This is a genomic window from Antricoccus suffuscus, assembly GCF_003003235.1.
Classification (GTDB): Bacteria; Actinomycetota; Actinomycetes; order Mycobacteriales; family Antricoccaceae; genus Antricoccus; species Antricoccus suffuscus.
This window is the reverse complement of the sequence record NZ_PVUE01000021.1, coordinates 78,312-93,139: the sequence shown is the minus strand read 5'-3', so window position 1 is coordinate 93,139 and position 14,828 is coordinate 78,312. Positions and strand designations below refer to the sequence as shown.

The 14,828-nt window shown below is 64.6% G+C and carries 13 protein-coding genes; 8 read left to right on the top strand and 5 right to left on the bottom strand.

Annotated elements, in window-relative coordinates; genetic code table 11:
• Positions 1–542: 542 nt before the first annotated feature.
• The 3 genes from CLV47_RS22860 to CLV47_RS19030 form a co-directional block, all read right to left on the bottom strand.
• Positions 543–926, bottom strand: coding sequence for a cold-shock protein (locus tag CLV47_RS22860; RefSeq protein ID WP_106350698.1), 384 nt, complete (start codon positions 924–926; stop codon positions 543–545).
• Between the two features lie 194 nt (positions 927–1,120).
• Positions 1,121–1,735 carry an HAD family hydrolase gene (locus CLV47_RS19035; protein WP_106350697.1) on the bottom strand — a complete coding sequence of 205 codons (615 nt, stop codon included), beginning with the start codon at positions 1,733–1,735 and terminating at the stop codon, positions 1,121–1,123.
• Between the two features lie 33 nt (positions 1,736–1,768).
• On the bottom strand, positions 1,769–1,972 hold the full coding sequence (locus CLV47_RS19030) for a hypothetical protein (protein ID WP_106350696.1): 204 nt from the start codon (positions 1,970–1,972) through the stop codon (positions 1,769–1,771).
• A gap of 116 nt (positions 1,973–2,088) precedes the next feature.
• Between CLV47_RS19030 and CLV47_RS19025 the strand changes: the two genes are divergently transcribed.
• The 4 genes from CLV47_RS19025 to CLV47_RS19010 all read left to right on the top strand — a co-directional run bounded on the left by CLV47_RS19025 (position 2,089) and on the right by CLV47_RS19010 (position 8,276).
• Positions 2,089–4,443, top strand: a complete 2,355-nt coding sequence (locus CLV47_RS19025) for a helicase-associated domain-containing protein (protein WP_106350695.1) — start codon at positions 2,089–2,091, stop codon at positions 4,441–4,443.
• Positions 4,444–4,580: 137 nt separating this feature from the next.
• Positions 4,581–6,317, top strand: coding sequence for a DNA repair helicase XPB (locus tag CLV47_RS19020; protein WP_106350694.1), 1,737 nt, complete (start codon positions 4,581–4,583; stop codon positions 6,315–6,317).
• Positions 6,314–6,991: an HD domain-containing protein gene (locus tag CLV47_RS19015; protein ID WP_106350693.1), complete on the top strand. Its 678-nt coding sequence runs from the start codon at positions 6,314–6,316 to the stop codon at positions 6,989–6,991. The genes CLV47_RS19020 and CLV47_RS19015 overlap by 4 nt, the downstream gene beginning before the upstream one ends.
• 97 nt (positions 6,992–7,088) lie before the next feature.
• Entirely contained in the window at positions 7,089–8,276 is a 1,188-nt protein-coding gene (locus tag CLV47_RS19010) for an MFS transporter (protein WP_106350692.1), read from the top strand.
• 18 nt (positions 8,277–8,294) lie between these two features.
• Here CLV47_RS19010 and CLV47_RS19005 read toward each other — a convergent pair whose 3' ends face one another.
• Complete coding sequence (locus tag CLV47_RS19005) at positions 8,295–8,558, bottom strand: DUF4031 domain-containing protein (protein ID WP_106350691.1); 264 nt, start codon at positions 8,556–8,558, stop codon at positions 8,295–8,297.
• Positions 8,559–8,561: 3 nt separating this feature from the next.
• Entirely contained in the window at positions 8,562–10,292 is a 1,731-nt protein-coding gene (locus CLV47_RS19000; protein ID WP_238145522.1) for a glycerol-3-phosphate dehydrogenase/oxidase, read from the bottom strand.
• Between the two features lie 473 nt (positions 10,293–10,765).
• On the opposite strand from CLV47_RS19000, the gene CLV47_RS18995 reads away from it, so the two are divergent.
• Genes CLV47_RS18995 through CLV47_RS18980 form a run of 4 tightly spaced genes read left to right on the top strand, consistent with a single transcriptional unit; the run spans position 10,766 to position 14,586 of the window.
• A complete protein-coding gene (locus CLV47_RS18995) occupies positions 10,766–11,575 on the top strand; it encodes an ABC transporter ATP-binding protein (protein WP_106350689.1) in 810 nt (269 codons plus the stop codon).
• A 26-nt stretch (positions 11,576–11,601) separates the two neighbouring features.
• Complete coding sequence (locus CLV47_RS18990; RefSeq protein WP_238145521.1) at positions 11,602–12,522, top strand: ABC transporter ATP-binding protein; 921 nt, start codon at positions 11,602–11,604, stop codon at positions 12,520–12,522.
• Positions 12,519–13,400, top strand: coding sequence for a branched-chain amino acid ABC transporter permease (locus CLV47_RS18985; protein ID WP_106350687.1), 882 nt, complete (start codon positions 12,519–12,521; stop codon positions 13,398–13,400). Before CLV47_RS18990 ends, CLV47_RS18985 begins: the two co-directional genes overlap by 4 nt.
• A complete protein-coding gene (locus CLV47_RS18980) occupies positions 13,393–14,586 on the top strand; it encodes a branched-chain amino acid ABC transporter permease (protein ID WP_202862698.1) in 1,194 nt (397 codons plus the stop codon). The genes CLV47_RS18985 and CLV47_RS18980 overlap by 8 nt, the downstream gene beginning before the upstream one ends.
• The last annotated feature ends 242 nt before the right edge of the window (positions 14,587–14,828 follow it).

Genomic DNA, 14,828 nt, shown 5'->3' with positions numbered 1-14,828 from the left:
GTCTGATCACTGCCTCACGCGCGTCTACCTCGATACCCATACCGGCCTCGATTCACGGTTTCAGGGTGTTGCGACAATCCCTTGACCGCACAGTCTGTAATGTCGCGTCATCCGTCGCCCGCGTTCCGTGCGTCCGATACCGGTTGCGTTTCAGGCAGGCTAAACACAAGCGTCAACGCCTCGGGTGACTTCGCTTCACCCGTCACGACCGTTTGGGTACATTTTGTGCTATTCGGTAGCGGATTTTCGCCGTCAGCGGTGCCGAACCATACATTTGCGGGCGGTTGCGAGATCGGTGGGAACGTCCAAGCGCTGCCCCGCCAGGAGCGCTACTGCAGTATCTAGCTTGCGTGAAACCGGACCACAGAACACGCGAGCCGCCAGTACGGCGATACAAACTTACGGATCATGCGGTCGTACTGACGGACCGCCGTACATTCGTGACGGACCGCCGTACATTCGTGACGGACCGCCGTACATTCGTGACGGACCGCCGTACATTCGTGACGGATCGCGGGGAATTTTGTGACGGATCGCGGGGGCTAGGCCTCGAGGTCGTCAGCGACGGCGCGGAGCACCGAGCCGACCTTCTTGGCCGCGGCCCGCTCGGGAAACCGGCCACGACGCAGCTGGTTGGAGACTCCGTCGAGCAGCTTGATGAGGTCCTCGACGATCGGCGTCAGCTCATCTGGCGACTTGCGGGTGGCGGCCGACACAGAATGGACCGGGTCGGTAATTTGCAGGGACAACGCTTGCGGGCCACGGCGTCCGTCAGCGATGCCAAACTCGACTCGCTGTCCCTTCTTCAGTTCCGCCACCCCGGTCGGCAGCGCAGACTTGGGGACGAAAACGTCCTCTCCACGTTCTTGGGAGACAAAACCGAAGCCCTTTTCGGCGTCGTACCACTTAACCCGTCCGCTAGGCACGCCTATTCCTCATTCGTTCAGTTGCGCCATGCGCAAATCGTTGGCTGTCTTCCGCGGTACACCATAGGCTCCGCGACAACGCGGGGCGATGTAGGGATCTAACGTTAAGAGTCCGCCATCACCCGGCCTGCGTGCCAATGGTTTGTTGGCGGAAACTAGGAGCATACCCCGGGTCGCCGCATACCGGCGAATCCTTAACGCGTCAAGAAACCGTCGAGCCAGCCTGGGAATTCGACCAGAGAGTCGAGTACGACGTCCGCACCGGCAGTGACAAGGTCCGCGCGACTCGCACCACCGGTCGGTACGCCGACCGCCAGCGCTTCAGCGGCCTTAGCCGAGAGCATGTCGGCCGGATGATCGCCGACGTACGCCGCCGCCCCGGCCTCCTGCAGTGCCGCGGTCTTCGCGTCCGCCCACGACGCGCCGGTCAACGAGTCGTAGCGCAGATCGAGGTGCTTGAGGTGCAACCGCGCGTTAGGGGTGTATTTCCCGGTGATGACGATCGCCCGGCCGCCGCGGGAGTACACCTCTTCGAGCGCCTCACGAGCGCCAGCCAAGGCGGCCGCGGGCGTGATCGCCAACCGCGGATAGAGTTCGCGAAACCGGACGACTAACGCGTCGCGGTCGTCGGCCGGCACCCATGGAGCGAGGAGCTGATCCAGTGGCGGGCCCAGATGACCGGCGACCGAGTCGGCGTCGATCTGATAGCCGGTCTCGGCGTTAATCTCACGAATTACGGCGGCCATTCCGGGCCGAGAGTCGATCAACGTCATATCGAGGTCGAACCCGATCACAAATGGCGCGCTCATCGCCGGTAGCCGCCCGAACCCGACCTCATCGGTCTAGCGGTTGGGACGCGCGGTCGTGTGCTCGTAGCGCAGCAGGCTCACCGGGAGCGGAAACTTGATGTCGTCACCAAACGGCGACAGCGCGCCAGCGCGGTCCGAGGTGAACTCGGTAACCGGATGGTCACCTTCTCCGTCCGCGGGCCAGGATGGGGCCACCCTGATGAGGCCGTTGTCGGTGTCGGCATCCTTGCTAGCCATGTGTCGGGCCTTTCTGTCCAGGTACTAACCGTCTGCTGCAGGCGGATACAGCGTACCCACGACTGCCTGTTGCGGTAGCGCGCGGCTCGGCGGATCGGCGTACTACCTTTGATGGGATGAGCACTCGAGCGCGCACCATGGCCGATTGGCTGCGCAGCCGCGATGACGCGTGGCTGGCGCGGCTGATTACGCTGCGCCCGGACGCGGCGTACCCCGCGCCGCATGACATGTCGACGCTGGCCTCTCGGCTGTCTGTACGGATGTCGGTTGCGCGGGCTCTCGACGAGCTCACCGCGTGGGACGTCCAGGTCCTCGACGGGCTGATGCTCGGCCCGCAACCGGGCACCGCGGCCGCGGTCAAGGCCAACTGTGCCGGCGCCCGGATCGCCGACGTACGGCGCGCCACCGAGCGGCTGCGTGATCTGGCTCTTATCTGGGGCGCAGACGACGCGATCAATGTGCCCGCCCCGGTCCGCGATGCCGCGCACCGGCACATTGCCGGATTGGGCCGGCCGGCCGCGGAGCTGTTCGACGCCTATCGGGCCGATAGTCTGCGCGTCGTACTGCACAACCTTGACCTGCCGTACGCCGGACAGCCGATGGCGACCGGCTTGATCAGCGACCGGCTGCGCTCCAACGACACTCTCGCCGGCCTGTTGCAGCGGGCACCAGACGGCGCGCTCGACATCCTGCGTCAACTCGACGGTGGCACGCCCGTCGGCGACCTGCGCAACGCCGATCGGCTCTTAGAAGTCACCGACGACATGCCACCGGTGCGGTGGCTGACCAGCCACGGGCTGCTCGCCTCGGTCGGCGCCAGCTCCGTGGAGTTGCCCCGGGAGGTTGGCCTGCACCTGCGCGGTACGACGCCGCTGGGACCGGCTAGGTCGACTCCCCCGACGGTCGACACGTCGACCTACTCCGCTGACGACGTCAACGGCACCGCCGCTACTCATGCGCAGGACGCCGTACGCCGCATGACTCGACTGCTAGAGCTGGTCGGCGAGCTGGAGCCGCGGGTACTGCGCACCGGTGGGCTGGGCTCTCGCGAGACCAAGAAGATCGCCAAGCTGCTCGAGGTCGAACAGTCCGACAGCAACCTCCTGCTGCACGTAGCGGAGTACGCCGGCCTACTCGCTCCGACACGCTCGCACCAACCGATCTGGTTACCGACAACGACGTACGACGAATGGCTCACGGACTCGCTCGAAGAACGGTGGCAGACGATAGCCACGGCGTGGATCGACATGCCGGCGTTGTCCTGGCTAAGCAATGACGGCACCGCAGACTCGCCCCATGCGCTGTCCAACGAGGTAAACCGCGCGGGCGCCGCCGCCACCCGCCGCCGGATGCTGCAGACACTCGCCGGAATCGAAAAATGGTCAACCGCCGACACCGACGCGTTGCTCGAGATCGCCGCGTGGCGCTGGCCACGACGGATGTCCCCGAGCGTAGCGACGACGGCTCACTACGCGATACGGGATGCCGAGTTCCTCGGCATAACAGGCAAACACGCGCTGTCCGCGCCGGGCCGGGCACTCGTCGACGGCGCCGATCCCACGACGGTGACCACGTTGCTCACCGCCACCCTGCCCGCTCCGATCGACTATGTGTTGTTGCAAGCCGACCTCACCGCGATCGCTCCAGGACGCCTCACACCGGAGCTCTCAGACACGATGGCCCAGGTAGCGGACGTCGAGTCGGCCGGCGGCGCGACCGTCTACCGCATCACCGAGGCCACCATCCGCCGCGCGTTGGACTCGGGGATGCCGACCGCTCAGCTGCATGAGTTGTGGGCTACTCACAGCAAGACTCCTGTTCCGCAGGCATTGACCTACCTGATCGACGACATCGGCCGGCGGCACGGCGCCCTGCGGGCCGGCGGCGCGACGGCGTACCTCCGCTGTGACGACCCGACCACCCTCAACTCGGCGCTCACGAATTCGTCCCTGAGTCACCTGCGGTTACGTCGCCTGGCCCCGACGGTGCTCATCACCGAAGCCGATCCGGCCGATCTCGTCAGTGGACTGCGCGAGGCGGGCTTCATGCCGACCCTGGAAAACGAGCAAGGCGTGGTGACGACGGCACTGGCCGCGCCCGCACGCTCTAAACCGCGGCTCGAACGGCGTACCCACGGCACGACGTTCAACGCCGACGAGTCCGCGGCACTCGTGCGCAACCTCCGCGATGGGGACCGTGTCACCGAGGCAAGTGCCTCCGCGCAAGGTCGGGTCTCATCCGAGCTTCCGGGCGTGACCACTGCGGCGACGCTCTCGCTGTTGCAAAGCGCTGTCAGCCGTGGCGCCGCTCTGAGCCTGGACTACGTCGACGAGTCCGGCACACTGACTACCCGCCTCGTCACCCCCGAACGCGTCGCCGGGGGCTACATGCACGCTCTCGATCACCGCACCCGTGACGAGCGAGTCTTCGCCATCCACCGGATCGTGTCGGTGGCGCTCGCGGTGACCTGATCCATCCATAGACCGCGGCATTCGATCACAGCGTGTCAGCCATGACGCATATCCTTGTAGGTCTGGCACTCATCCACAACGCGCCATAGTTCTACAACGCACCACCTGTCTACAACGCACCACCTGAGGGGTCGCACGTGAACGACGGACCACTGATCGTCCAATCCGACAAGACGCTATTGCTCGAGGTCGACCACCCGCGCTCCACCGAATGCCGCCTCGAGATCGCCGCATTCGCCGAGCTTGAGCGCTCTCCCGAGCACGTGCACACCTATCGCGTCACTCCGCTGGGTCTTTGGAATGCGCGGGCTGCCGGGCACGACGCCGAGAAGGTCGTCGACGCTCTGGTGCGTTTCTCGCGTTACCCGGTGCCCAACGCCCTGCTGGTCGACATCGCCGAGACGATGGATCGTTACGGACGCCTGCAGCTTCAAAAACACCCGTCGCACGGTCTCGTCCTCACCACGACCGACCGCGCCGTACTCCAAGAAATACTGCGGCACAAGAAGATTCGCCCGATGCTCGGAGCTGTCATCGATGAGGACACCGTCGTCGTACACGCCTCCGAACGCGGCCGGCTCAAACAAGCACTGCTCAAGGTCGGCTGGCCGGCGGAGGACTACGCCGGCTACGTCGACGGCGAGGCCCACGAGATCGCGCTGGTGCAGGACGAGTGGCATCTGCGCGACTACCAACAGCAAGCCGTGGATGGATTCTGGGCCGGTGGGTCCGGAGTCGTCGTACTCCCCTGCGGCGCCGGCAAGACGATGGTCGGTGCGGCCGCGATGGCACAGGCCAAGGCAACCACGCTGATCCTCGTCACCAACACCGTCGCCGGCCGGCAGTGGAAGCGCGAACTGATCGAGCGGACGTCGCTGACCGAAGAGGAGATCGGCGAATACTCCGGTGAGCGCAAGGAAATCCGGCCCGTCACGATCGCGACGTACCAGATCATGACGACGCGGCGTAAAGGTCAGTACATCCACCTCGACCTGTTCGACTCACGCGACTGGGGCCTGGTCGTGTACGACGAGGTGCACCTGCTTCCGGCGCCAATCTTCCGGCTTACCGCAGACCTGCAGTCCCGCCGACGACTCGGTCTCACCGCCACGCTGGTCCGCGAAGACGGCCGCGAAGGCGACGTCTTCAGCCTGATCGGGCCCAAGCGGTACGACGCGCCGTGGAAGGACATCGAGGCGCAGGGCTGGATCGCTCCCGCGATCTGCGGCGAGGTGCGCGTGACACTGACCGACAACGAGCGGATGACCTACGCGACCGCTGAGCCTGAGGACCGTTACCGGCTCAGCGCGACCGCACACACCAAGATGCCGGTCGTCAAAAAGCTCATCGAACGACACCGTGACGAGCAGGTGCTCGTCATCGGGGCCTACCTCGACCAGCTCGAGGAGATATCTGAGTATCTCGGCGGCGTACCGATCGTGCAGGGCAAGACGACCAACAAGGAGCGCGAACGGCTCTTCGAAGAGTTCCGCACCGGCGTGGTCAAGACCCTGGTGGTGAGCAAGGTCGCCAACTTTTCCATCGACCTTCCCGAGGCGTCGATCGCGATCCAGATCAGCGGCACGTTCGGCTCCCGGCAGGAGGAGGCCCAGCGGCTGGGACGCATCCTGCGCCCCAAGGCCGACGGCAAGCAGGCGCACTTCTATTCGGTCGTCGCACGCGACACGATCGACGCCGAGTACGCCGCTCACCGCCAACGGTTCCTCGCCGAGCAGGGCTACGCCTACACGATTTCCGACGCTGACGACGTACTCGCCGGTCCGCTACCGGTCATCGACGCGACGAGTGCTGATCGGGACGCCGACGTAGCCGCCGACCTCGGGGCGGAGCTCGACGCACAGGACGAAGAGTGAGCAAGGAGTCCACGCTGCTGTGGGACTCGTGGGTTACCGAGTGCGGCGGCTCCGAAACCTCGAGGGTCGTCTGGACCGACCTGATCAACCGTTGGGGTGAACCGCACCGCGGTTACCACAATCTGCAGCACCTCTTGCACGTGCTCATCGTCATTGACGAGCTCGCGCACGAGGGCGAAGACCTACATGCGGCTCGGCTTGCCGCGTGGTTCCACGATGCCGTGTACGACCCGACGGCAACCGACAACGAGGCCCGCAGCGCCGAGCTCGCCGGCACTGCCCTGGCATCCCTGCACACCGATCCCGCGCTCGTCGACGAAGTCCGCGCACTCATCGTGATGACCGAGACCCACGAGACCGGCGCCGAGGCCAGTCGCGCCAGTCTGCTCATGCACGACGCCGACCTGGCGATCCTCGGGGTACCGGCAGCGCAGTATCTGCGCTATGTCAACGGCGTACGCACCGAATATGCGCACATCCCGGACGATGAGTTCAAGGCTGCTAGAAGCCATATCCTGCAGGGATTCTTGGAACGGGACCGGCTCTATCTGCTGCCGGAGGCGCGGGCGGCGTACGAAGACAACGCGCGCACCAACATCGCTGCCGAGCTGCAGGTCTACCATCGCGACGACCCTGAAGCGGGTCCATCGCTGTTCGGCATCCCGCTCTCATAGTGCCCAACCGCCTCGCTACGGTCGTCACGTGCGCCCATCGCCGAACCTCCGCTTGCCGGCCCTTGTCGACCGCTAATCACGGGCACGAGTGGAAGTAATGGAAACTGAGCAGCAATCTGGGTTGCGCGGCTGGCTGGCCGTCACCGCGATCGGCCTTGGCATCTTCGCCATGGTCACCATCGAAGAGGCACCGATCGGCCTGCTGTCGATGATCGCGGGTGACCTGCGCGCCAGCCCCGGGCTCGTCGGGTTGTCGGTCACGGTGCCCGGGATCGTCGCCGCGTTAGCCGCACCAATGGTGCCCGTTGCGACGCGCAAACTCGACCGGCGGTTTGTACTGACCGCGGCCCTGCTGGTCATGGTCGTCGGCTGCATCGGCTCCTACTTTTCCGGCAGCCTGATCGCCTTGCTGCTGTCGCGGGTGCTGATCGGCCTGAGCCTTGGCGGGTTCTGGTCGCTGGCGGCGGCCGTCGCCGTACGGCATGTCAGTCCGAACCACGCGGCCCGCGCCACTTCTATCGTGTTCAGCGGCGTCTCGGCCGGCATCGTTATCGGCGTACCGCTGAGCACCTGGGTCGGCACGATGCTTGGCTGGCGCCTCTCGTTTCTGCTCATCGCAGCGTTCGGAGCCGTGGTTGCGGCCGCGCTGTTCTTCTTGCTCCCGCCTACCCCACCCCAAAACGCGCTGCGGCCACGGGACCTCCTGCATTCCACGACTCGTTCCGGTGTGCGGTTCGCCGTACTCCTCACCTTCCTGATCGTGACCGCCCAGTTCTTGGCCTACACCTACGCAAGCCCAGGCCTGCAGCAGATGGCGAACGTCGCGCCGGGCGGCATCTCCGCGATGTTGCTCATCTTCGGAGTCGCCGGGCTGGTCGGCAACTTCGCCATTGGCGCCGTCTCCGGACGCCGGCCGAACCTCGCGCTCGCGCTGATCACCGCGGTCACGGGCACGGTCCTCGTGGTATTCCCAGTCGCCGGTACGACGCCAGCCATTGGCGGAGTCCTGATGGCGATCTGGGGACTGTTCGCGGGCGCCGCGTCGGTATCGATCACGACCTGGGTGCTCAAGGTGTCACCGGGATCGGAGGAGATCGCGACGGCGGTAAACAGCTCGATCTTCAACCTCTCGATCGCGCTTGGAGCTCTCGGCGGCGGGGTCGTGGTCGACAACGCAGGCGTCCGGACCGCGTTCGTCGTGGCGGGGGTGGCGATGTACGTCGGGCTGGGCGTCGTGCTCATTGCGGTACGCCGGCGCGTGGTCGAGTCCGCGCAGCGCGTGTAGCGTCGCCCTACCCGCCGACTAGCGCAGGTGCTTGGGTCGCCGCAGGCCGGCCGCACGGAGCCGGCGTACGACGTCCTTCGAGTCGGTAGGCGTAACGCCCCTATCGACGACCATCGACCATCGATCGGCCGGAATGTCGTAGTGGTCGCCATCGAAGCCGCGCCGCGGAATCCCGATGGACCCGGCAAACTGGTGCAGCTCCTCGAACGACGAGTCACTGATCAGATGTGCCCAGAGACGACCGTGCCCCGGCCAGTACGGCTGATCGATAAACAATGACATCGTCTAGTCCGCCCACGCGCCGCGGACGTCCGGCGCACCGAGTCGCGCGGCATCGGCCGTGCGGTCATCCAGCTTCTTCTGCGACTGCCGTTCGGCCTCAACCCGGGCGAAGTAGTGCTCGATCTCGCGTTCGCGCATGGTCTCGTCCCATCCGAGGACCTCGCCGACGATCCGAGCCACTTCGGGAGCGCAGTCGACGCCGCGATGTTCGGTCTCGATAGAGATGCGGGTACGCCGAGTGAGTACGTCGTCCAGATGCAACGCCCCTTCGCGCTCGGCGGCGTACCGGATCTCGGCCTTGAGGTAGCCACCGCTGTCGGGAAGCACCTCGCGCAACGAGGGATCGTCATCGCACAGCGCGAGTACGTCGGCGTACTGGTCGCCGTATCGGCGTAAGAGGTGTTCGATCGTCGGCACCGCAATGCCGCGCTGGACCGCCAGACCGACGCGGGCCCGCCACAGCGACTGGAATTCGTGCGCGCCGAGGACCGGTATCCGTTCGGTGACGGACTTGCCGACCCAGCCAAGGTCCGCGGTCGCGGCGTCGACGGCGTCCTTGGCCATCACGCGGTACGTCGTATATTTGCCGCCCGCGATCAGGGTCAGTCCGGGCGCAGGGCTGACGACCGCGTGTTCGCGCGAAAGCTTCGACGTCGCGTCGGACTCTCCGGACAGCAGCGGCCGCAGACCGGCGTACACACCATCGATGTCACCGCGGTGCAATGGCCGGTCAAGTACCCGGTTGACATGATCGAGCAGGTAGCGAATGTCGTGCGCGCTGGCCGCTGGATGCGCCCGGTCGAGGTCCCAGTCGGTGTCTGTCGTGCCGATGATCCAATGCCGGTCCCATGGGATCACGAACAGCACGCTCTTCTCGGTGCGCAGGATCAGCCCGACATCGCCGTCGATCGCTTCTCGGGGTACGACGAAGTGCACACCTTTCGAGGCGCGTACACGAACTGCGACCCGGCCGCCCACCATTTCACCGATGTCGTCGCTCCACACGCCGGTCGCGGCAATCACTCGGGTGGCGCGTACGTCGATCTCCCTGCTGGACTCCAGGTCACTGACCACCGCACCGACCACCGCACCGGCCTCGTCGCGACGCAGTCGGACAACTCGCGCGCTGCTGACCGCGGCCGCGCCGTACGCCGCCGCGGTGCGCACCAACGACATCGTCAGCCGAGCATCGTCCACCTGTCCGTCGTAATAGCGGATCGCCCCAATGAGCGCATCTGGCTTCAGCGACGGGAAGATTGCGCGGGCTTGGCGGCGGGTGAGGTGTTTGTGCCGGGGCATCTCGCGCGACGTGCCAAGAACGCTGCCGAGCGAGTCGTAAAGCGCGACACCGGCGCCGTAGTAGAACCGCTGCCACACCCGCTTCTCCAATGGCAGCAGGAAAGGCACCGGGCGGACCAGGTGCGGCGCGATCTTGCCCAACAGCAGCCCGCGTTCGCGCAGCGCTTCGCGGACGAGTGGGAAGTCGAGCTGTTCCAGGTAGCGCAGTCCGCCGTGAATGAGTTTGCTCGACCTGCTGGACGTGCCGGCCGCCCAGTCACGCGCCTCGACGATCGCCACGCGCAGCCCACGGGTCGCAGCATCGAGCGCAACGCCGGCCCCGGTCACGCCGCCGCCGATGACGAGCACGTCGAATTGTTCGTGTTCCAGTCGTCTTAGGTCATGCGTGCGCTGCAAGGGATCGAGATTTCCCGAGCGCATATCCGACGACTCCACGCCGCGAGTCTAACGGTCAGTAGAATCCTGTAGTCCGCGCACCGGCGTGGGTGCGAGGTGAAGTATCACGTTAGCGTGGCGATCGAACAAACCACATACTGTTCACCCACACAATATGGAATATTGTTTAATGCCGTTGCGGGCTTGGTCCCGCGACAACTACTCGCCAGCGGGGTGCCCACCCGGCCAACCGCGGCGTCAGGGGGACCAACACCACCGTGCGGGTTCGCCTGTGACACCACCGCTCAAGACGGTAGTGTGCGCAATGCGCACACACTGCCACGTATCACTTGGTCCAGGTCTCAGGTTGGTGAAAATTCCAATGATTGCCCTCCGATGGGCTACCGAAGGGGCCCATTAGTAGACAAAGATTCCACCCTGTCGCAGGCGCGCGCCCGCGACTCATTCAAAGTTGTCACCAATTACACCGGGGATGTTGTCTCCCCTAGATTCCTCTACCGTTAGGGAGGCTCGTGCTAAGTATTAAGGACGTTTCAGTCCGGTACGGACGGTCCGTACAAGCACTTAGAGGCGTCAGTTTCGACGTACCAGAACGCGAGGTTGTGGCCGTTCTCGGCAGCAACGGCGCGGGCAAGTCGACGCTGCTACGCGCAATTTCGGCAACTCTCAAGTTGCATCGTGGCACCATCACCGGTGGCGAGATCACGTTTGAGGGCAAGCGCATCGACAAGATGGACCCGGCCAACATCGTGCTCCAGCGCGTTATGCAGGTGCCCGAGGGTCGGCAGATTTTCGGGCGTATGAGCGTGGATGAGAATCTGCGCGCCGGTGGTCTGTCGGCCGACCCCAAGCGCCGGGAGTCCGCTCGCGACCGCGTCTACACCTTGTTCCCGCGCCTTGCAGAACGCTCCAAGCAGCCGGGGCTACTGCTGTCCGGTGGCGAACAGCAGATGCTCGCTATCGGCCGCGCGTTGATGTGCGAGCCCAAGGTCCTGCTGATGGATGAGCCGTCGCTGGGTCTGGCGCCCCAGTTGGTGACCCGAATCGGCAACATCGTCACCGAGATCAACGAGATGGGCACGGCCGTCGTCCTCGTCGAGCAGAACGCGACCATGGCGCTGCGAGTTGCGCACCGGGCCGTCGTCCTCGAGGTCGGCGAGCTTCAGTTGCAGGGATCTGCGGAGGAGCTTCGTAACTCCGAGGACGTGCAGCACCTCTACCTTGGCGGGCACGCCGAGAGCGCAGAGGACTCCGATGCGGATGCCGTCGCGGCCAAGAAGGCCTCGCATAACCGTCGCGTGCTTGGAGTGTGGAACGGATGACGAAACCAGCAACCTCGGAGCGAAACGTGTCAACCAGCAGCCAACCGGCGGTCGAGCGCACACCACCACCGCCGCTGATCCTTGAAAACGCCACGGTTCGCTTCGGCGGCATCGTGGCGCTCAACGATGTCAGCTTCACTGTGGAGCCCGGCACTATTCACGCGGTCATCGGCCCGAACGGCGCCGGCAAGTCCACCTGCTTCAACGCCATTACCGGCGTCTACAAGCTCGCTTCCGGCAAGATCACCCTCGGTGACACGGTGCTCAGCAACACCCCGCCGCACAAGATCGCCCGCCTAGGTCTAGGCCGTGCGTTCCAGAACCTTGCGCTGTCAGGGACCTCCACGGTGCTCGACAACGTGATGCTCGGGCGCCACTCGCTGATGAAGGGCGGTTTCGCGTCGTACGGCCTGCGGCTGCCCTGGGTCATCAAAACCGAAAACCGGCACCTGCAGCGGGCGGCCGAGATCTGCGACTTCCTCGGCATTTCGCAGCATTTGCACAAGCCGGCTGGCCTGTTGTCGTATGGCGATCAGAAGCGCGTCGACATTGCTCGGGCGCTCGCGTCCGAGCCCAAGGTGCTCATGCTCGACGAGCCCGCCGCCGGCATGAACTCGACCGAGACGGCGGAGATCGCGCAGCTTATCCACGATGTGCGCGACGAGCTGCGGATCTCGATCCTGCTGGTCGAGCACGACATGTCTCTTGTCATGGACGTCGCCGACCACGTCACCGTCCTCGACTTCGGCAAGCGCATCGCCGACGACGTACCGAGCGCGGTCCAGAAGGACCCCGCAGTTATCCGCGCGTACCTCGGGGCACCTGAGGACGAGGTCAACGCCGAAACAAGTGCCGACCAGCCCAAGCACGCAGCTGGAGACGGTCAACTTCCTTCGCTTGACGACAATGGCGCGTCCGAAGCAGCCAAATCGGAGGACTCTCAGTGAGTACATTTTTGCAGGTCTTCATCAACGGGGCTGGCAAGGGCGCGGTCTTCGCGCTGCTCGCACTCGGCTTCGTGATCATCTTCAAGGCGACGGAGGTCATCAACTTCGCGCAGGGCTCGGTTGCCCTTGTCGGTGGCTACATCGTCTTCGTGCTCAAACCGCACACGGGTTGGTGGCTCGCCGCGCTCTCGGGCGTCGTGGCGGCCGCGGTTCTGTCGGTGATCATCGAGCGGGTGCTTGTCGCGAATGCAAAACTCGCCAGTCACGACGCTTTAGCAATTCTGACCATCGGCGTGGACGTCATCTTGCTGACAGAGATCGTCCGAAGGCTGGGCACCGAGGCCGCGCCATTCCTCGGCGACCCGTACGACGCCAGCCCGATTCATCTGGGCGACGTCACGCTGCCGAAGACACAAACCGTCGCATTGATCACGGCCATCGTGCTCATCTCGGTCTTCTTCGCGGCATTCCGCTGGTCCAACTGGGGCGTCGCCATGCGTGCGCAGGCCGAGAACCGCGAGGCCTCCGCGCTGATGGGCATCCGCAGCTCACGCATTACTGCAGGCGCATGGGCTGTCGGCGGCGCGCTCGCCGGCATCGCGGTGCTCTTCATGGCCACGCAGGACTTCTCTGGCGCCGGCTTGTCGGAGGGCACGCACTCCCTCGCGATCTATGCCTTCCCCGCCGCGATCATCGGCGGCATGACTTCGCCGGGCGGCGCTGTCGTCGGTGGCTTCGTCGTTGGTCTCACCGAATCGTTCACCGCGCAGTACATCGATCTGGACTTCTCGAAAGTGTCGGTGTTCATCGTCATGCTTATTGTCTTGATCTTCCGCCCGTCGGGCCTGTTCGGAAAGGTGGAACAGCACCGTGTCTGATCCCACGACAACCTCAACGGTGGTGGACGAGACTCCACCGACCGATCACACTGACGCCACGACGACCGCGGAGGGCCCGGAGAACGCGTCGTACTCGATTCGTCCATCTCGCACGCCGCTCGGACGAATCCTCAAGATCGTCGGCACAATCGTGCTGCTGCTTGTCCTATGCCTGATTCCGCTCTACATGCAGGCCCAGTGGCTGAGTGTCGGCACCTGGATCATGACCGGCGCCGTCGGCGGCATGGGCCTGACCATGCTGCTAGGTCAGGCCGGGCAGCTGTCCTTGGCGAATACGTTCTTCCTCCTCGTAGGTGGCGTTTCGTACGCCGTCTTCGCCGGACCGACCGACGACCCGACCTACGTCGGTTTCGGGTTGCCGCCGCTGCTGGCGCTGATCCTTGCGGTAGCGGTCGCCGGCTTGGCCGGGGCATTGTTCTCCCCGATCTCCGGTCGTCTCTCAGGTATCTATCTCGGTGTCGCATCGCTGGCGCTGGTGTTCCTGGGCTTCTGGCTCGGGCGCGTCCTACCGGCGCTCGCCGGCTCCACTTCGTCGGGCCGCTCCCCTGTCCAGTTCGGGATCGGTGGGCTGAAAGTTGACCCACCAGAGCCGATCATCGTGCTGCTGGGTACGCCCCTCGGCAAGGACGAGCGCAAGTGGTATCTGTTCTTGATCCTGACGATCATCGCCTACCTGCTGGCTCGGGGCGCTCTCAAGGGCCGCACCGGCCGTGCATGGCGCGCCGTCCGCGACAATGAGGCGGCCGCGACCGTACTCGGCGTCTCGGTCGTCTGGTCCAAGGCCAGCGCGTTTACCATCTCATCGATGTACTGCGGCCTGGCCGGCGTCATGACGATCTGGTGGTACAGCCTCATGAAGCCTGACGAGTCCGAGTTCGGGACCTTTGGCGTCACTCAGGCCATTGCGTTCTTGGCGATGATCGTCATCGGCGGACTTGGATCACTTGTCGGATCGATCGCCGGATCGTTCGTGGTGTTCGGTATGCCCCTGATCCTGTCGCTGCTCACGCAGGGCGGATCCGGCGGCGTCCAGAGTGGCACGGCGTTCTCGCCTATCGTGATCACCAATCTGGTGTATGGCGCGCTCGTCGTACTGATCATGATGTTCGAACCACGTGGTCTGGCCGGCATCGGCAACCGCATCCTGGGCATCTTCAAGAAGTAGGCTCAGACCTCACGCAGTAAAAAGTCCGCCCGCCTCGCAATTCGCGAGGCGGGCGGACTTTTTGTTGTCGCCATTTCGGCGCACTGGCCAGGACCTGGAGATTGCATATCCTTTACTCTTTTATTTACCGAAACTAATTACTATTTCATTAGTTAAGCAAAACATTCTTCGGTCGACCCTGCTCACGCGTCTCTACAATTCTTAACATCTAACTCACTTGGGTCACAATTCGATTCTTCTCG

Excerpts from the sequence above, each read along its gene's own strand:
- CLV47_RS19035 (WP_106350697.1), bottom strand. The coding sequence starts at position 1,735 with ATGAGCGCGCCATTTGTGATCGGGTTCGACCTCGATATGACGTTGATC.
- CLV47_RS19030 (WP_106350696.1), bottom strand. The coding sequence starts at position 1,972 with ATGGCTAGCAAGGATGCCGACACCGACAACGGCCTCATCAGGGTGGCC.
- CLV47_RS19025 (WP_106350695.1), top strand. The coding sequence starts at position 2,089 with ATGAGCACTCGAGCGCGCACCATGGCCGATTGGCTGCGCAGCCGCGAT.
- CLV47_RS19010 (WP_106350692.1), top strand. The coding sequence starts at position 7,089 with ATGGAAACTGAGCAGCAATCTGGGTTGCGCGGCTGGCTGGCCGTCACC.
- CLV47_RS19005 (WP_106350691.1), bottom strand. The coding sequence starts at position 8,558 with ATGTCATTGTTTATCGATCAGCCGTACTGGCCGGGGCACGGTCGTCTC.